Genomic DNA, 17,729 nt, shown 5'->3' on the forward strand with positions numbered 1-17,729 from the left:
GGCGGCTTCCCCGCCCATGGGAAGCTCCCCTACCGATTCTATGAAATAAAATCCCGCCGCTTCGGTGTCCAGCTTAGCCCCGTGTATTGTCGGCGCATGTCCACTCGACCAGTGAGCTGTTACGCACTCTTTGAATGCATGGCTGCTTCTAAGCCAACATCCTGGTTGTCTGGGCGGACGCACATCCTTTGCCACTCGGCTGGAACTTGGGGACCTTAGCGGGCGGTCCGGGCTGTTTCCCTCTCGAGCACACAGCTTAGCCCACATGCTCTGACTGCCGCGCTCTGGGCCGCCGGCATTCGGAGTTCGGTTGGATTCGGTAGGCGGCGAAGCCCCCTCGTCCATCCGGTGCTCTACCTCCGGCGGTGAACGCGCGACGCTAGCCCTAAAGCTATTTCGGGGAGAACGAGATATCTCCGGGTTTGATTGGCCTTTCACCCCTATCCGCAGGTCATCGCCGCCGTTTTCAACCGACGTGCGTTCGGCCCTCCACGGGGTCTTACCCCCGCTTCAGCCTGCCCACGGATAGCTCACCCGGCTTCGCGTCCGCGGCGCGGGACTCAAGTCGCCCTGTTAAGGCTCGCTTTCGCTCCGGCTCCCTTTCGGTTAACCTCGCCCCGCGCCAGCGACTCGCTGGCTCATTCTACAAAAGGCACGCCGTCACACCACAAGGGTGCTCCGACTGCTCGTGGGCGCACGGTTTCAGGTACTGTTTCACTCCCCTCCCGGGGTGCTTTTCACCTTTCCCTCACGGTACTGGTGCGCTATCGGTCACAGGGTAGTACTCAGGCTTGGATGGTGGTCCACCCAGGTTCGGACCGGGTTTCACGTGCCCGGCCCTACTCAGGGACCGCGTCGCGCCGTCCGGTCTGGGTTCGCGTACGGGGCTGTCACCCGCTGCGGCCGGCCCTCCCATGCCGTTCCGCTCCCCAGCCGGACCTGCGCCCGGGGGCGGCAGCCCCCGGATGCGCGGCCCTGCAACCCCGTCGGCGGAACCCCTGCCGGGTATGCCCGCTCGACGGTTTGGCCATCGGTCCCCTTTCGCTCGCCGCTACTCGGGGAGTCTCGAGATTGATTTCCTCTCCTCCGGGTACTTAGATGTTTCAGTTCCCCGGGTTGTCCTCCCGGCCCCTATGTGTTCGGGGTCGGGATATCCACACTGCTGTGGATGGGTTCGCCCATTCGGAGACCCCCGGGTCGAAGGATGTGTGCTCCTCGCCGGGGATTATCGCAGCTTGCCGCGTCCTTCATCGGCTCCCTGTGCCAAGGCATCCGCCGTGCGCCCGTGGTATCTTGCGGGACCGCATCGGGCCCGCGGGATATCCACGTGTCGCTAAAATTAATTAATCGATATCATGAATAGCGCTCGTATGTCGCAATTCGGGTATCTCATACCGCGGCACAGTGTCTTCACTGTGCTCGCGATCAGATGCTCCTCACTCATTTATAAGTGAATTCTTCTTGTTTGGATCGGATGAATGATTGCTATCATTCTTGATTTAATCGCAGAAAAGAATCGAGTCTGGAAGAAACAAGTCTTCCATCTCTCTCCTATCGCTATGCGGCTCTCAAGGTACGCGGGTGCGACCCCGGGGACCGGGTGCTGCGGGGACTTCATCGCGGGCGACATCCACCGGACGGGCTCCTGCCCTCCATTCGAGTTAAAGTGTTTTCTCTCTAGAAGAAGTATCTCCCTAGAAAGGAGGTGATCCAGCCGCACCTTCCGGTACGGCTACCTTGTTACGACTTCACCCCCCTCACCCTCCACACCTTCGGCGCCTCCCCCCTCTCGGTTGGGCCGGCGACTTCGGGTGCAGACGACTCGGGTGGTGTGACGGGCGGTGTGTACAAGGCCCGGGAACGCATTCACCGCGGCATGCTGATCCGCGATTACTAGCAACTCCGACTTCATGGGGGCGGGTTGCAGCCCCCAATCCGAACTGGGGCCGGCTTTCCGGGATCCGCTCCCCCTCGCGGGGTGGCATCCCTCTGTACCGGCCATTGTAGCACGTGTGCAGCCCAGGGCATAAGGGGCATGATGACTTGACGTCGTCCCCGCCCTCCTCCGCCTTGACGGCGGCGGTCCCGCGTGGGTTCCCGGCATCACCCGATGGCAACACGCGGCGGGGGTTGCGCTCGTTGCGGGACTTAACCCAACATCTCACGACACGAGCTGACGACAGCCATGCACCACCTGTATGGGCTCCTCTCGGCCACGGGGTCTCCCCCGCTTCACCCATATGTCAAGCCCTGGTAAGGTTCTTCGCGTTGCTTCGAATTAAGCCACATGCTCCGCTGCTTGTGCGGGCCCCCGTCAATTCCTTTGAGTTTTAGCCTTGCGGCCGTACTCCCCAGGCGGGACGCTTAATGCGTTGGCTGCGGCACGGGGGGATCGTCCCCCCACACCTAGCGTCCATCGTTTACGGCTGGGACTACCAGGGTATCTAATCCTGTTCGCTCCCCCAGCTTTCGCGCCTCAGCGTCGGTCTCGGCCCAGAGGGCCGCCTTCGCCACCGGTGTTCCACCCGATATCTGCGCATTCCACCGCTACACCGGGTGTTCCACCCTCCCCTACCGGACCCAAGCCGCGGAGGTTCCGGGGGCTTCGGGGGGTTGAGCCCCCCGCTTCGACCCCCGGCCTGCCGGGCCGCCTACGCGCGCTTTACGCCCAATGAATCCGGATAACGCTCGCCCCCTACGTATTACCGCGGCTGCTGGCACGTAGTTAGCCGGGGCTTCTTCTGCAGGTACAGTCTTGACTCTTCCCTGCTGAAAGCGGTTTACGACCCGAAGGCCTCCGTCCCGCACGCGGCGTCGCTGCGTCAGGGTTCCCCCCATTGCGCAAGATTCCCCACTGCTGCCTCCCGTAGGAGTCTGGGCCGTGTCTCAGTCCCAATCTGGCCGGTCGGTCTCTCAACCCGGCTACCCGTTGTCGGCACGGTGGGCCGTCACCCCGCCGTCTACCTGATGGGCCGCGGAGCCATCCCCTCCCGTCGGGGCTTTAGCCGGGGTGCCATGCGGCACCCCGGGGTATCCGGTATTACCCGTCCTTTCGGGCGGCTATCCCGGGGGAGGGGGCAGGTTCTCCACGTGTTACTCAGCCGTTCGCCACTCGCTTCCCTCCGGAGAGGGGTGCCGTTCGACTTGCATGTGTTAGGCGCGCCGCCAGCGTTCATCCTGAGCCAGGATCGAACTCTCCGTCCAAAATATTCTGGGCTTCGAGCCCGTCCGGTCCTCTCAGTTCATCGCTGATCGGTTCCGTTCGATTCATATGGTTTTAGTATAGGAAAAGGAATTTCTCGGGGCCGCCTCTCGGCGGCCTTGCGAAAAACAAATCCAAGTTAGACCATTTCAAATGGTTCGATGTCTGCCCGGATGCGACACTGAAGTGAGTGTCCATCCTCGCAGTATCCGGTTCTCAAGGTGCACGCTTTGCGGCCGATCCGGTTGCACCAGGCCGCGCGGCAAGGAGATATATTGCCAGACCGCGAAGCCCTATGGGACGACAATTCCACTCTTCACAAGTCCTACACAATATATTGCTTCCTATATAAGTCATAGAAAGGCTGGTGCGGAAATACTGCACGTATCAGATGATGACCCTTTGATTCAGGAATATATAGAGATCGGTCACCTGTAAGTGTTTATCTACCCGCGCTTTTAGCAATGTAAACCGCGCTTCAGATAAAAAGAGGGAGCGCCGCGCACAACGCGACACTCCCCTAGCGATTCAAGAGAATCTATTAGGCCTCGAGAGCCTTCTTGGCGATGGTGGCCAGCTCGTTGAAGGACTCGATGTCCTCGTAAGCCATCTGAGCCAGGACCTTGCGGTCGAGCTCGATGCCGGCAACCTTCAGGCCGTGCATGAACTGAGAGTAAGAGATGTCGTTCAGACGAGCAGCAGCGTTAATACGAGTGATCCAGAGAGAACGGATCTCGCGCTTCTTGTTGCGGCGATCACGATACTGATACTGCAGAGAGTGCTGGACCTGCTCTTTAGCATGCTTGTAAGTACGCGAAGCGGCACCGTAGTAACCCTTCGCACGGTGCATAACGGTACGGCGCTTCTTCTTGGCGGCAACAGCGCGCTTAATACGTGCCATGTTCTATCAACTCCTAGACGGTAAAACGAAAAACGGGAACGCGAACTTAGGCGAGACGCGACTTGATGACCTTGCGGTCGGCAGCGGCGATCTCGGTCTCCTGACGGAAGCCACGCTTACGCTTGGTGGACTTCTTGCTCAGGATGTGGCTCTTGAAAGCCTTGGCGCGCATAAGCTTGCCGGTACCAGTCTTGCGGAAACGCTTCTTGGTGCCGCTGTGGGACTTCATCTTAGGCATGAAATACTCCTTAATCGGTTACAGAACACTAGTTACTTGGTATCGCTTGCCGCTTTATCCTCATCGAAGGCGCCCTTAATCGGGGCGAGCAGCATAAGCATGTTACGGCCTTCCATCTTAGGCTTGGACTCGACCGTAGCGTAAGGCTTGAGATCCTCGGCGAGACGCTCGAGAACGTTAAGGCCCTGCTCCGGGTGAGCCATCTCACGGCCGCGGAACATGATGGTGATCTTAACGCGTGCGCCCTTCTTGAGGAAACGCAGAACGTGGCCCTTCTTGGTCTCGTAGTCGCCAACGTCGATCTTGGGTCGGAACTTCATTTCCTTGACCTCGACCTTGGACTGGTTCTTACGAGCAGCCTTGGCCTTCATGGCCTGCTGGTACTTGAACTTACCGTAGTCCATGACCTTGCAGACCGGCGGCTCCGCGTCGGGAGCGATCTCGACCAGGTCGAGACCCTGATCGTCGGCGACGCGCTGGGCATCGCGGATGGCGAACAGGCCGAGCTGAGAGCCATCGACGCCAATCAAACGGCACGAAGATGCAGTAATCTCGTCGTTGATGCGGGTGTCATCAGACTTAGCTATTTTCCCTACCTCCATTCATAAAAAAATAACCCGGCGCTTCTCAGCAACCAGGTCGTACACATAGACATCCTCGATTTGAGGAAGGGAATCTAAGTTGTATGACCAGTCAGCTGCTCATTGGCGCCAAAAGGTGGGAACCCTCGGGTTCCTCTTTAGGGCATTGCGGGAACAACGCCTTGCGAATAATAACACGTACAGCGCGTTATCACATTACGTACACGAAAAAGAGGCCTTGACCCCCTTGAACGCTCGCTTGCATGTATGGTGCCCGAGGCGAGACTCGAAGGGCCTTCGCTTCGCGAAGCCCCGGGCTTCGGACGCGCGGCGCCCTCGCCACGCTCCGCTACAAACAGGCCGCAGGCCTGTTTGCTTAACGCTTCGCGCGCTCACGCGAGTTCGGCACGAAAAGGGGGGCCGCAACCCCCTTGAACGCTCACTTGCATGTATGGTGCCCGAGGCGAGACTCGAACTCGCACGTTGTTGCCAACGGTGGATTTTGAGTCCACTGCGTCTGCCAATTCCGCCACTCGGGCACGTAATGCGTGAGTTAGTTTATCACAGCTTTCTACCGATTAGTCCGAAAATGGAACTTCGAGCATTTCGATGAGTTCGACCGTGCGTAGCATCTCGCGCTGACGGCATCCGCGACCGTCGACCGAAGCCTCACCCATCTGGTTATCGTAAGGGTCCTCGCGCATGCCGTCGAAAGAGGGCTCAAACTCTGCCTGGAATCGATTGTTGGCCACCATACGCCATGGGTCGAGATTGCCAAAGTAGTGACGGCGGCGCCACTCCTCCCCCATCCTGCGAGCAGAAGATCCAAATGACACGTCGGCGTTGAGCCAACCGGTCTGCGGCGTATAGAACTCTGCCCAGTCGTGCGACCCCACCGAATCGGGCGCAACGTAGAGGCCGCTCTGCCAACGGGCAGGCACGCCCGCGATACGGCACATGGTGATAAACGTGAGCGCCATAACGCCGCAATCGCCGCGGAGCGAATGCGCGCAGTCATCGGCAATAGATCCCAAAAGCAAGTACGGCGGCTGATAGCGATAGTCGATATACTGCGTCAGGTAATCATAGATAGCACGGGCGCGATCGAGCGGATCCTCGAGTCCGTCAACAACACCGGCCGTCAGCTGCTGCAGATACGGCGTGAATGCAATGTGCGGACGATCCTCGGAAATATCCTCGGGCAGAGGCGCGTCCATACGCGGATGAACCGGAAGTGCGCCACCGTAGACATCACAATAAGCAGCATCGATGTGATAACGATAAGTCACCGAGAATGAGCGCTCACTCGAAGAAGACCACGAGGCGGTACGCGCCGAAGCGTTCGCGGGAGCAACAGCACCCTCCGGCGTCATGTCGAGAATCTCGACCTGAGACTGTTGGCGGCAGGTGGCGGCTACGGGAAGCCAAGCGCGAACGGTCTCCCCCTCTAGAGCGCCGGGGACAGACAAGGACGCCTTAAGCGTAATAACGCGAGTCAATCCGTTTTGTGACTCCATCTCCTTGAGCATCTCGTTGCGCAGTGCAATTCCGTCCGTAGGATCGGGACGCATGCCGGGGACCTCTTTGGGATATACGCGAAGCGAATCGAGGAAGTTGTCGAGAACGAACAGCTCGCCATCGATAAAGCGCCAGTCAATACGCTTACGGTCAATCAGATCGTCAAACTGCTCCTCGGTAAACTCAGGCCACTCCTCGCGAATCATCGCAATAGCCCGATCGCGCGACACCGAAAAATGAAGCGGCGTCTCAAGCATGCGATACCGCTCGGCACGAACGCAGGCAGCAAGCGAGGGATCGGGATTCTGCCCCAAAAGACGATCACAAGCCGCAACAGCCTGCGTCAAATATCCGGCATCCTTGAGACGAAGAATCTCGGGCGGCAGTCCAATATCGAGATGACGGAAATCATCACAGCAAACATCAACAGAGCAACCAACAGGACCCTCGTCAATGACCTTCCCATCCGAAGGCAGCACATTAATAACAGCCATACCAAACTCCAAGTCATTAGAACTCTTGAAGCCCATTGTAGCGAGATAAAAAAGAAAGCCCCAATAAAGGAACCCTCAACACCGATAAACGGTACCTAGAAAAAATGAATTCAGCCCAGTAACCCTGTAGCGAGTTAACGAAGGAGGCCCCGTTTCCCCGGAGTTGATTCCGTCGCGCGACTTCTAGCGAAGCCAGTAGCCACCTTAATTCAGACTCGTAACCCTGCGGCGTTAAACGAAGGAAGCCCCGTCCCCCGGAACTGTTTCCTTGGCGCGACTTCTGGCGAAGCCAGGTGAGCGCAAAGGAAACAGTGTAGGGAGACGGGGCTTCCGGCGGGAAGTTTAGCGACGCTTACGCCTTGTTGACGGAGCCAAACTCCTCCATGAGCTCCTTGGTGCGGGCAACGATGTTCTCGCGACCAGGCTTGAGGAGCTTGCGGGGGTCAAAGCCCTTGCCCTGCTGATCCTTGCCAGCCTCGATATACTCGCGAACGCCCTTGGCGAAGACGAGCTGCAGATCGGTGTTGACGTTGATCTTGGAGATACCCAGGGAGATGGCCTTCTTGATCTGATCCTCGGGGATGCCGGTGCCACCGTGCAGGACGAGGGGCAGGTCGCCGGTCTGAGCCTTAATCTCACCCAGGCGCTCGAAGGAAAGGCCAGCCCAGTCGGCAGGGTACACGCCGTGGATGTTGCCGATACCGCAGGCGAGGAAGTCGACGCCCAGGTCAGCAATCTGCTTGCACTCAGCAGGATCAGCGAGCTCGCCGCTGGAGGTCACGCCGTCCTCGGTGCCGCCGATGCCGCCGACCTCGGCCTCGATGGACATGCCCTTGGAGTGGGCAAGCTCAACGAGCTCCTTGGTGCGGTCGAGGTTAAGCTGGAAGGTCTCCTCGTGAGAGCCGTCATACATGATGGACGTGAAGCCGGCCTCGATGCACTTGAAGCAGTCCTCGTAAGAACCGTGATCGAGGTGAAGGGCGACGGGAACGGTAACGCCCGTGGCCTCGACGGCAGCCTTGACCATGTCGGCGCAGACCTTGAAACCGCCCATCCACTTAGCGGCACCAGCGGTGCACTGAAGGATCAGCGGAGACTTGGCCTCCTCGGCGGCCTGGAGAATAGCCAGGGTCCACTCGAGGTTGTTGGTGTTGAAGGCACCGAGAGCGTACTTGCCGGCCTCGGCCTTCTTGAGCATGTCTGCTGCGTTGACGAGCATAAAAGAAACCTCCTGTAAGGTTGCTCCGATAACGCCTGAGATTTTACCACGACATACCCGAGCATAAACGTTCGTTTGTTCACGAATACCATCCGATTGGACAAATTTTGACCGTTTGCCCCACAGAATCGACCCACTGGGGAAAATAGCTTGACGATTGAGCGGTCTTCGTGATTCGAAAGACGGCTTCGAGCCTACATCTGCATAAACGGATTCTGCATAAGTTCGCGCGCCATCGTGGTCGAATCGCCATGGCCCGTCAAGCAAACGGTATCGGGCGGAAGCGTCTTGGCAAGTTTGGAGAGCGAGCGCATAATCGCCGCCTCGTCACCGCCAGAAAGATCGGTACGACCGTGGCTGCCCGGGAAAAGCGTGTCGCCCACAAAGGCGATGTTCCCCTGCTCGGTCGCGGCGAACAGGACGATGCCGCCCGGCGTATGCCCCGGCGTCTCGATCACCTGCAGGCAGATATCGCCCAATTCAATCGTATCGCCCTCGGCAAGCAGCCGCGTCGGCTCGCCCGGATCGGGCGTCTCAATACCCCACATGGCGCGCTGCTCCTCGATATTTGCGCGAGGCACCGTCACGTCCTTAGCGCACAACTCATATAGTGCGCTGTCGCCAACGACAGCTCGAACCCCGGCGACCCCGCCAACATGGTCGGCATGACCGTGCGTGCAGACAGAGCCGAGTACGCGAACTTCGGGATGCGCGGTGCGGATATGCTCCACAAGACGCTCGCCCTCCCACGCCGGATCGACGATTAAGCACTCGTCATTCGAAATCACGGCGTAACTGTTGGTCTGAATCGGGCCGTTGACGAGTGCCTCAATCGAAGCTGCACCTCGGGGTGTCAGGTCCAAAGTCATATCGCCCATGCGCATACCCTCCTTCTAAAATACGTTCGAGGCACCAAACGATGCCTCGAACGTAACCAATATCTATGATGCTGAGAGGCTCTCGCACCTACACACGGCGCTTGAGCTGAGCTCCGCCTTCGCCGGGCATAAGACGGCGAGCGTCGTAGACCGAATCGACACTGCTGATGGAAGCCAGCAGCGGATCCAGACCGCTCGCGTCCGAGATCTCGACCATAAAGCGCAGGGTTGCAATACCCTCGCGGTTGGTCGACGTGGCGGCAGAAAGGATATTACCGCCCGCATCGCCAATGGCAATGGTGACATCCTTGAGCAGGCCCATGCGGTCCAGGCACTCGACCACGATCTCGACCTGGAAGAGGGTGTCGGCAGCGCCGTCCCACTCCACATCGATCATGCGCTCGGGATGTTCCATGAGACCCTTGACGTTAGGGCAGTTGGCGCGATGCACCGAAACGCCGCGACCGCGCGTGATGAAGCCGACGATGTCGTCGCCCGTCACGGGGTTGCAGCAATGAGCCAGACGGACCAGCAGGCCGCTGTTGCTCTCGCCCTTGACGATAATGCCGTTACTGGCGCTCTTGCCGCGCTTTTGCGGCTTGCGGTTGGAGCCGCGAGCGGGCTGCTTCACGACCTCGGCGATAGCCTCGGCCTTGGTGAGCTGTTCCTCGGGCTTGGGGTCCAAGATTTGCTCGACCTTATTGCCCACAGCGCGCGGGGCAACCTTGCCGGCGCCGACGGCGGCAAACAGGTCCTCGAGCTGCTTGAAGTTAAACTGCTCCGCCACGGCGTTGAGTGCACGCGTCGAACGCGGCGTAGAAATGCCATAGCCACGCTTACGCAGGTCCTTGGCCAGCATATCGCGACCGGCGGCAGCGTCGTCGTCCTTGGTCGCGGCGGCAAAATAGCGGCGGATCTTTGACTTGGCGGAAGGTGTCTTAACGATCTTGAGCCAATCGCGCGACGGCTTGGAACTCTTGTTAGTCAGGATTTCAACGCGGTCGCCCGTCTTGATCTCGTGCGTGAGCGGAGCCACCGCACCGTTGATTTTGGCGCCGACGCAGTGGTTTCCCACCTCGGTGTGAACGGCATAGGCAAAGTCGAGCGGCGTGGAGCCGGCACGAAGCGCCATGACCTCGCCTTTGGGCGTGAAGACAAAGATCTCCTGATCGAACAGATCGACCTTCAGCGAGTGCAGGTATTCCTTGGCATCGGTGATCTCGTCGGAAGCCGCCCAATCGAGCGAATGCTTGAGCCAGTTGATCTGGTCGTCCAAACGTTGAGCGTCATTGGTCTTGGAAGCAGACGATCCGCCCGACTTCTTATATAGCCAGTGGGCGGCAATGCCGTACTCGGCCTGCTCATGCATCTCGTAGGTTCGAATCTGAATCTCGAGCGGACGAGCCGTAGGGCCGATGACCGTCGTGTGGAGCGACTGGTAGTTATTGACCTTAGGCATGGCGATATAGTCTTTAAAGCGACCAGGCATGGGGTGCCACAGCGTATGCACCGCACCGAGCGTGGAGTAGCAATCGCGCACCGAATGGGTAATTACACGCAGCGCCACCAGGTCGTAGATCTCGGAGAACTCCTTGCCCTTGCGCTTCATCTTTTGGTAGATGGACCAATAGTGCTTGGAGCGGCCGTTGATCTGGAAGTCCTCCAGACCAATGCGGTTGAGCTCATCGGTAAGCGTCTTGATGGTCTCGGCAAGGTAGCGTTCGCGGACCTCGCGCGACTCAGCTACCATACGCGCGATGCGCTGGTAGGCATCGGGCTCCAGGTAGAAGAAGGACAGGTCCTCGAGCTCCCACTTAATAGAGCTCATGCCCAGGCGGTCGGCCAAGGGCGCGTACACGTCCATGGTCTCGCGAGCCTTAAACAGGCGACGATCCTCGCGCAGGGCTGCCAGCGTTCGCATGTTGTGCAGACGATCGGCAAGTTTAACGATGATGACGCGGATGTCCTTGGACATGGCGAGGAACATCTTGCGCAGCGTGAGCGCCTGCTTCTCGTCCATGCTGTCGACTTCGATGTTGGTGAGCTTGGTCACGCCATCGACGAGCTCGGCCACCGTATCGCCAAACAGGCCGGAAACATCGGCAAGCGAGGTCTCGGTATCCTCGACAGTATCGTGCAGCAGCGCGGCGCACACCACATCGCAGTCCATCTTGAGATCGGCCAAAATGATGGCAACCTCGACGGGATGGTTAATGTACATCTCGCCCGAGCGGCGCTTTTGGTTGCAGTGCTTCTCGGCGGCAAAGCAGTAGGCCTGCTCAACCTTAGAAAAGTCGTCCTCATTCATATATTTGAGGCACAGGCGCTCCAGCTTGTCGTAGCTGTCCGCCATAATCTCGGGCGGCAGCTCATCGGCATGCTTATAGTGCTCCATCTCCGAAAACGGCTGGAGGGTGGAATCATGGGCGGTACGGGCTGCGGCATCCATCGAGGTCCCCTTCCCCTAGGCCCGCGGTACGATCGGGCGGTTAACTTTGGCTAGCATATCAGAAGCGCACGAATCGAGCGCCCAGCTCCGGAAAGCCGAAAACTCCATGCGCGAGCGCAAGCCCTCCAAATAGCGAATTGACCTGCTCAATTGCACGCGGCCGGGGTTTTCGGCCATCGCGATGCGACGAGTGTCGTCAAACCCCGAAACTCGACAGAAACCAAGCTCTTCGAAGATTCCCAGGCCGCTTTCCACCGAACGCTCGTCGACCGGCGTGCGAGCATCGATGGCAAGGCACATCTGCGCGATGTCGATATCGCTCGCACTAAAGGAATCGTCCCCGGTTTTGCCGCGGTTGGAGCGCCACATGGTCTGCAGCGCGCGATAGAGCGTGACGAGCTCGTCGCGCTCGGGCGCATAGCAGTCGAGCAGGCGCTCGTTAATGCGGGCGTCGCGCGACGAATAGAGCAGATGGATCACGGCGGGCTGGCCATCGCGGCCGGCACGTCCGCTCATCTGGTTGAACTCGATGGCGCCAAACGGCATGTGGTAGAGCACGACATGACGGATATCGGGCAGGTTGACGCCCTCACCGAAGGCCGAAGTTGAAACGATGCAGCTGAGACTTCCGTCTCTAAAGGCTTCCTCAACACGGCGGCGATCGGAGCGCGCAAGCCCGGCGTTATAGAACGCGATATGGGTCGCACAGTCGGGAACGCGTTTGCGCAACGTCTTGGCAAGCGCCACGGACTGGTCGCGCGAGTTCACGTAGATAACGGTCTTCTCCCCCGTCGCCACGATCGACACCAGGCGATTTTCGCGGCTCGCAAGGTCACGGTCGTCCTCGAGTTGCAGGTTCTCGCGAACGGTCTCGTCGACCACCGTCCTGGTAATCGGCAATACACGAGCAAGCTCCGCCACGACCGGGGCCGTCGCGGTAGCCGTTGCCGCCATGACAACGGGGTCGCCCAGGGCTTTGAGGATATCGGGCATGTCGAGGTATGCGCTCCGGTCGCCGCCCTTGGCAAGACCGGCATGATGCGCCTCATCGATAACGACAAAACCGATGCGCCCCGAACGCGCAAAGCGATCGCGGTGAATGGACAGAAACTCGGGCGTCGTGAGCACGATGCCGGTGCGGCCCGAAGCCAGGCCGGCAAACACGTCATCGCGCGCCGCCTCCACGGTCTCGCCGGTCAGCACGCCAACGCCAATGCCGAGCGCGGCCATCGTCGAGGAAAGGTGATAGGCCTGGTCGGCAACGAGCGCGCGCAGCGGATAGACAAAGATACTCGCACGCCCGCGAAGAACCGCCTCGCGCGCGGCATGCACATGGAAGATAAGAGACTTGCCGCGCCCCGTTCCCATAACGGCCAGAACACTTTGGTGATCGGCCAGGGCATCGAGCGCCTCGACCTGCGCGCGGTGCGGCTGGTTCGATCCGATAAAGCTGTGAATGAGCGAGCGCGTGAGCTCGGTATAGGAAAGTTGGGCAAGCGTCTCGCGTTTACGCGACTCCAGGCGCAGGCCAGAATCCGCCGGTTGTACGCCGCGGCGAAGCTCACATGCCGGATCGTCGATATTGGGTGCCGTGGTATCGCGCACCAAGACATCTTTGATCATGAGCTTGGGCTTCACACGTCCCTGCCAATGCTCGGCCACGGCCTCGAACACCAAATCGACGGCGCTATCGCAATTGATAAGCCTATCGATCTGCGGCACACGAAACATGATGGCCGGCACACTCGTGGCGCCATCCGTCGCCACGAAGCGCATATGCTCGCCGGTCTTGCCCACCACGGCGCGATCGCACATCGTCACGCCCTCGGCAGCCAACAGCGGCACCTTATTACCCTGGCCAAACGGCTCAAGGCGAGAAATCTGCTCGATGGTCTCGATATTCAATTCGGAAAGGTCGACCGTGGCGGCAACCTCATCGGTGTCCTCAAAGTCCTCGGCGGGAAGCTCGGACAACACGGCGGAAAGGCGACGACGGAACTCGTCGAGCTTGGACGCCTCGATGGTCACGCCCACCGCACCGGCATGCCCGCCGCGGCGAATCAGCAGGTCGGAACAGCGCTCGACGGCTTCGAACAGGTTGACCTTGCCCACCGAGCGGCCCGAGCCACGTGCTATACCGTCCTCGATAGAGAAGAGCAACGCCGGCACGTGATATCGGTTGGTAAGGCGGCTCGCCACGATGCCTTTAACGCCCTCGTGCCAGCCCTCGCCACCCACGACGATTGCGCGACCGCCATCATAGGTCTCCTCGACCTTTGCCATGGCATCACGCGTGAGCTCCGCCTCAATCTCGCGACGCTGACGGTTGATCTCCTCGAGCTCGGCCGCCAGTGCACTTGCTTCGATAGGATCGCGGGCAAGCAGCAGGTCGAGCGCCAGCTTGGGATCGGCCATGCGGCCGGCGGCGTTTAAGCGGGGAATGAGCGAGAACGATAGACCGTCCGCCGTAATGGTAGCCAGATCGGCCTTGGCGAGCGCTGCAAGCGCGATGTAACCGGGACGAGCCGTCACGCGCATCTGCTGGATGCCCTCGGCGACCAGTGCGCGATTCTCGGGCGTGAGCGGCATCATGTCGGACACGGTACCCAGTGCCGCGACCTCAATCAGCGAACGCCAATACGACGGCTTGCCCAGACGCTCGCCCAAAACCTGCACCAGCTTGAGCGCCACACCGGCACCGGCAAGTTCACGCGAGGGGCCCTTATCCTCGAGTTTAGGGTCGGTCAGGGGCACGCCCTGCGGCACCTGATCGGAGGGCTCGTGATGGTCCGTGACCACCAAATCGATCCCCAGGCTCTCCAGATAGGAAACCTCTTCTTTGGCGGCAATGCCGTTATCGACGGTCACGATCAGCTGGGGACGAGCGAGCTCGTTAACGCGGTCGAGCGCCGCGCGCGAAAGACCGTAGCCCTCGTCAAAGCGATGTGGAATAAACGGCGTAACATCGGCGCCAAACGTGCGCAGCGCCTCGGTCAACAGGCAGGTCGACGTAATACCGTCAACGTCAAAATCGCCAAAGACCGCGATATGCTCGTGGTTGCGAATAGCATGCTCGACGCGGTCGGCAACGACCGACATGCCTGGGATAATGAGTGGGTCGGCCCAGTCGCGATCGAGCGAAGGCGTCAAAAACAGCTGGCCTTCCTCGATGGATGTAATGCCGTGCGCAACCATAATGCGCGCCACCAGCCCGGGAATGCCCAGGCCAACCGAAAGCTCCTTTTCGAGCTCGGGGTTTTGCTGAGCGACCGCCCAGCGATGCGTCGTCTTAAGCGATGACATAGGCGCCCACCCCCGATAGGGGCAGGTCGCCGCGATACCTCTCACGGTTCATAGCGATGAGTCCTCTGTGTATGCCCGCTTCGGCAGGCAGATCTGTTGAACGGATTTATTATACCGTGCAGCACGGACGCAAATCGCCGCAGCACGCCGCGGTTTCGGTAAACGATGCCGGTAATAGCCTCGAAATATTCGAGCGTTTCTGACGCACGGACGCATGCGAGCGTCTAGCATATCCATTCAAAACGGATTCACGAGCAAAGGGAGTCGCAAGCGCATATGAAGCAATGGGTTGGACTGGGCAAATTTCTCGCGGGATACATGCAGGTCATCGTTCCGATTTGCGTGGCGCTCGGTGTGCTCTTTCCCCAGCAGATTGGCGTACTCAAGCCTATCGTTCCCGCCCTGTTTGCCTTTATGACGTTTCAGGGTGCGCTCAGCAACACCTTCCACCAGGTAACCGAGGTGTTCCGCCGTCCGCTGCACCTGGTCTTGGCGTTGCTCGTCTCGGCGGTGCTTATCCCTATCGCAGCCTATGCCATGGGATCGTTATTCTTTGGCTCCAATCCCAACCTTGTCTGCGGTATCGTGCTCGAGTACAGCGTACCTGTGGCAGTCACTGCCTTTATGTGGATTAGCATGTTCGGCGGCAACGGCCCGCTCGCGCTCACCATCATCCTGACGTCCTCGGTCATCTCACCTGTGACGATTCCTCTTACGCTCAAGCTCTTGCTGGGCGCCACCGTCTCGATCGATGTGCCGAGCATGATGCAGGACATGGCCTTTATGATCGCCATCCCCGCCGTGCTCGGCATCGTGATCAATGAACTCACGCGCGGCTGGGGTCATGAGAAACTCTCCCCCGCGCTCTCGCCCGCCTGCAAGTTCATGATGATGGGGGTCATCGCGTCCAACTCCACCGCCATGAGCGAGTACGTGCTGCACATGAACGCGGTGCGCCTGGAAGTCGCCCTCTTTATCCTTTCGTTCGCCATCAGTGGCTTTATCATCGGCATCCTGGTCGCACGTGCCCTGCATCTGCCGTATAGCGAGACGACCACCATGTGCTTTACCTGCGGCATGCGTAACATCTCTTCGGGCGCCGTCATCGCCACACAGTACTTTCCCGGCGAGGTCGTATTCCCCGTCATGTGCGGTACGCTGTTTCAACAGGTGCTGGCCTCGATTATCGGACATCTCTTTGAGCGCCTGACCGGCGAGGAGCGCGCCAAACAGCGCAAGCGGGTCAAGGCCGGCCGCGACGCGATGGCAAGCTAGGCAGCACGCTTTTCGCAGGCACTCGCCTTGCTACGCGAGCGTTTCCAGATGCGCGCGTAGGCGCTCGGCATCGACATCGAGCGTTGTCTCGGCATTGACCTGGGCCAAACGATAGCCCACAAAGTAGGGCGAAACCACCCAACGTGGCAGCGCCTTGGCAATGGTCCGGCCGTCCATGTGGTAGAAGAACAAGTTGTACGACTCCGCACGACCGCCGTGGTGCTCGTGCAGGATATAGCACAGAGCTACCTGGATCGCATCGGCAAACAGGCCCGCTTCGGCTTGGTCGCGGGCGTCGTCGCTGGCGGCGATTCCCTGTGGAGCCGAGACGTTGACCTCAAAGAATCCCATGATCGGCTCGGTTGAGATGTTGACCGCGACCCTCCCGTGTCGCCAAACATCGATGCCTTCAAAGTTGGCTGAGGTCAGCGCCGCATAGCCGTCCTCCTGTTCCAAGCCCACAATCTGCATGTGTGGATGGACGAGGCTGCCGCCCGAAAGCGGGCCTTTGTTCTTGTACATGAGCACACTGCGGTACTGTTGGGAATCGATCATCTGCTGCCAGCAGCCCAGGGCAAACCGCATCACATGATGCAGCTCATCCGGTTCATAGGTCACCAGGTCGGCGTCGTGATTGGCCGACTCGATCAATACGGTCTGACGGGTGGCCCGCAAGGTCTTGAACTTATTCTCGAGCCAGATGCAGTCACCATCGCGCTGGATGATGTTGGCGAGCCCCTCCGTGTCGCAAAAAGGGCACGCGGTGCCAAGGCGACGATTATCGTCGGGCTTGCCGCTCGCCTGCTGAACGTCAAATACCAGCGCCACGGGTTATACCTCCAGCGGCACGATCTTGGTGCCATGGAGCTCGGAGACGCCTAGCGCCGCCGCGACCGCGTCGCGATTTGCCGTAGTAATGCCGCCGCCGGGAAGGATGGTCAAACGATCGCCCGCATACTCGATTAAACGAGCCAGGTGATCGAAATTATCCTCGATCGACGTGCCGGCAGCGCCGCCATGCGTGAGGATGCGCGTAACGCCGCAGTCGGCAAGCGTATCAATCGCATCGAGCTGAGCCTCGGGCGAGAGCTGGTCAAATGCCATGTGGAAGGTGATGTCGATGGGCTCACGCTTGCACTCCTCGGTCGCGCAGCCCGCAGCCATCACGAGAGCGCCCAGCGTAAGATCGTCGAGCGCCCAGCCGCTGGCACAGGGCTTGCAGCAGCCAAAGACCAGGCCGTCAACGCCGGCGCTCACAGCAAGGCCCAGGTCCATCTCCATCATGCGCAGCTCGTCCTGGTCGTAGTGAAAGTCGCCGCCACGCGGGCGAATCATGCACATCACCCGTGCATCGTGCTCGTGGACATAGTTGGTCGTAGCGCTGATAACGCCGGCCGAAGGCGTGGTGCCACCAACGGCAAGGTTGTCGCACAGCTCGATACGCCTTGCACCGGCATCGATAGCCGCCGGCACCCGCTCAAAGTTCTCGGCACAAAACTCGTACACCATAGATAGACCCCCAGATGACATTTCTATTTCCACACGGCATTGTCGCACTTTAAAAACCAACCCGCATGACAGAGCAAAATGATTTGGTGGGGACGAAGGAAAACGTCCCCAACGACTACCTCCAACGCCGCAGGCAGAGGACGGACAGCGAGCGGGCACCAG

The 17,729-nt window shown here is 59.7% G+C and carries 11 protein-coding genes, 1 tRNA gene and 2 rRNA genes (1 of these 14 only partly in view); 1 reads left to right on the forward strand and 13 read right to left on the reverse strand.

Annotated elements, in window-relative coordinates; translation table 11 throughout:
* The 11 genes from DWY51_RS02800 to recJ all read right to left on the reverse strand — a co-directional run.
* Positions 1-1,299: ribosomal RNA gene (locus DWY51_RS02800) — 23S ribosomal RNA — on the reverse strand (it extends 1,773 nt beyond the left edge of the window).
* A gap of 399 nt (positions 1,300-1,698) precedes the next feature.
* Positions 1,699-3,204: ribosomal RNA gene (locus DWY51_RS02805) — 16S ribosomal RNA — on the reverse strand.
* The 16S and 23S rRNA genes sit together here, the layout of an rRNA operon.
* Positions 3,205-3,743: 539 nt before the next feature.
* Positions 3,744-4,103, reverse strand: coding sequence for a 50S ribosomal protein L20 (rplT, locus tag DWY51_RS02810; protein ID WP_006234421.1), 360 nt, complete (start codon positions 4,101-4,103; stop codon positions 3,744-3,746).
* Positions 4,104-4,149: 46 nt separating this feature from the next.
* A complete protein-coding gene (gene rpmI, locus DWY51_RS02815) occupies positions 4,150-4,341 on the reverse strand; it encodes a 50S ribosomal protein L35 (protein ID WP_006234422.1) in 192 nt (63 codons plus the stop codon).
* 32 nt (positions 4,342-4,373) lie between these two features.
* Complete coding sequence (gene infC / locus DWY51_RS02820) at positions 4,374-4,943, reverse strand: translation initiation factor IF-3 (RefSeq protein ID WP_117769791.1); 570 nt, start codon at positions 4,941-4,943, stop codon at positions 4,374-4,376.
* A 431-nt stretch (positions 4,944-5,374) separates the two neighbouring features.
* Positions 5,375-5,461: transfer RNA gene (locus DWY51_RS02825), tRNA-Leu, on the reverse strand.
* A gap of 39 nt (positions 5,462-5,500) precedes the next feature.
* Entirely contained in the window at positions 5,501-6,934 is a 1,434-nt protein-coding gene (locus DWY51_RS02830) for a transglutaminase-like domain-containing protein (RefSeq protein WP_117769792.1), read from the reverse strand.
* 352 nt (positions 6,935-7,286) lie between these two features.
* A complete protein-coding gene (fba, locus tag DWY51_RS02835; RefSeq protein WP_117758814.1) occupies positions 7,287-8,153 on the reverse strand; it encodes a class II fructose-1,6-bisphosphate aldolase in 867 nt (288 codons plus the stop codon).
* 194 nt (positions 8,154-8,347) lie between these two features.
* Positions 8,348-9,031 (reverse strand): MBL fold metallo-hydrolase, encoded by a 684-nt coding sequence (locus tag DWY51_RS02840; RefSeq protein ID WP_117758818.1) that lies wholly within the window; start codon positions 9,029-9,031, stop codon positions 8,348-8,350.
* An 88-nt stretch (positions 9,032-9,119) separates the two neighbouring features.
* Complete coding sequence (locus tag DWY51_RS02845; protein WP_117769793.1) at positions 9,120-11,480, reverse strand: bifunctional (p)ppGpp synthetase/guanosine-3',5'-bis(diphosphate) 3'-pyrophosphohydrolase; 2,361 nt, start codon at positions 11,478-11,480, stop codon at positions 9,120-9,122.
* A 15-nt stretch (positions 11,481-11,495) separates the two neighbouring features.
* Positions 11,496-14,783 (reverse strand): single-stranded-DNA-specific exonuclease RecJ, encoded by a 3,288-nt coding sequence (gene recJ / locus DWY51_RS02850; RefSeq protein WP_117758812.1) that lies wholly within the window; start codon positions 14,781-14,783, stop codon positions 11,496-11,498.
* Between the two features lie 276 nt (positions 14,784-15,059).
* On the opposite strand from recJ, the gene DWY51_RS02855 reads away from it, so the two are divergent.
* Positions 15,060-16,058 (forward strand): bile acid:sodium symporter family protein, encoded by a 999-nt coding sequence (locus tag DWY51_RS02855; protein WP_117758811.1) that lies wholly within the window; start codon positions 15,060-15,062, stop codon positions 16,056-16,058.
* 30 nt (positions 16,059-16,088) lie between these two features.
* On the opposite strand, the gene DWY51_RS02860 is transcribed toward DWY51_RS02855, so the two are convergent.
* Together DWY51_RS02860 and DWY51_RS02865 are read right to left on the reverse strand one after the other, a co-directional pair.
* Positions 16,089-16,886, reverse strand: coding sequence for a DUF4931 domain-containing protein (locus tag DWY51_RS02860; protein ID WP_117758810.1), 798 nt, complete (start codon positions 16,884-16,886; stop codon positions 16,089-16,091).
* A gap of 3 nt (positions 16,887-16,889) precedes the next feature.
* Positions 16,890-17,567 carry a copper homeostasis protein CutC gene (locus DWY51_RS02865; RefSeq protein WP_117758809.1) on the reverse strand — a complete coding sequence of 226 codons (678 nt, stop codon included), beginning with the start codon at positions 17,565-17,567 and terminating at the stop codon, positions 16,890-16,892.
* Between the last annotated feature and the right edge of the window lie 162 nt (positions 17,568-17,729).

It is taken from the genome of Collinsella sp. AF25-2LB (genome assembly GCF_003458415.1).
Classification (GTDB): Bacteria; Actinomycetota; Coriobacteriia; order Coriobacteriales; family Coriobacteriaceae; genus Collinsella.

Excerpts from the sequence above, each read along its gene's own strand:
- rplT (WP_006234421.1), bottom strand. The coding sequence starts at position 4,103 with ATGGCACGTATTAAGCGCGCTGTTGCCGCCAAGAAGAAGCGCCGTACC.
- rpmI (WP_006234422.1), bottom strand. The coding sequence starts at position 4,341 with ATGCCTAAGATGAAGTCCCACAGCGGCACCAAGAAGCGTTTCCGCAAG.
- infC (WP_117769791.1), bottom strand. The coding sequence starts at position 4,943 with ATGGAGGTAGGGAAAATAGCTAAGTCTGATGACACCCGCATCAACGAC.
- DWY51_RS02830 (WP_117769792.1), bottom strand. The coding sequence starts at position 6,934 with ATGGCTGTTATTAATGTGCTGCCTTCGGATGGGAAGGTCATTGACGAG.
- fba (WP_117758814.1), bottom strand. The coding sequence starts at position 8,153 with ATGCTCGTCAACGCAGCAGACATGCTCAAGAAGGCCGAGGCCGGCAAG.
- DWY51_RS02840 (WP_117758818.1), bottom strand. The coding sequence starts at position 9,031 with ATGGGCGATATGACTTTGGACCTGACACCCCGAGGTGCAGCTTCGATT.
- DWY51_RS02845 (WP_117769793.1), bottom strand. The coding sequence starts at position 11,480 with ATGGATGCCGCAGCCCGTACCGCCCATGATTCCACCCTCCAGCCGTTT.
- recJ (WP_117758812.1), bottom strand. The coding sequence starts at position 14,783 with ATGTCATCGCTTAAGACGACGCATCGCTGGGCGGTCGCTCAGCAAAAC.
- DWY51_RS02855 (WP_117758811.1), top strand. The coding sequence starts at position 15,060 with ATGAAGCAATGGGTTGGACTGGGCAAATTTCTCGCGGGATACATGCAG.
- DWY51_RS02865 (WP_117758809.1), bottom strand. The coding sequence starts at position 17,567 with ATGGTGTACGAGTTTTGTGCCGAGAACTTTGAGCGGGTGCCGGCGGCT.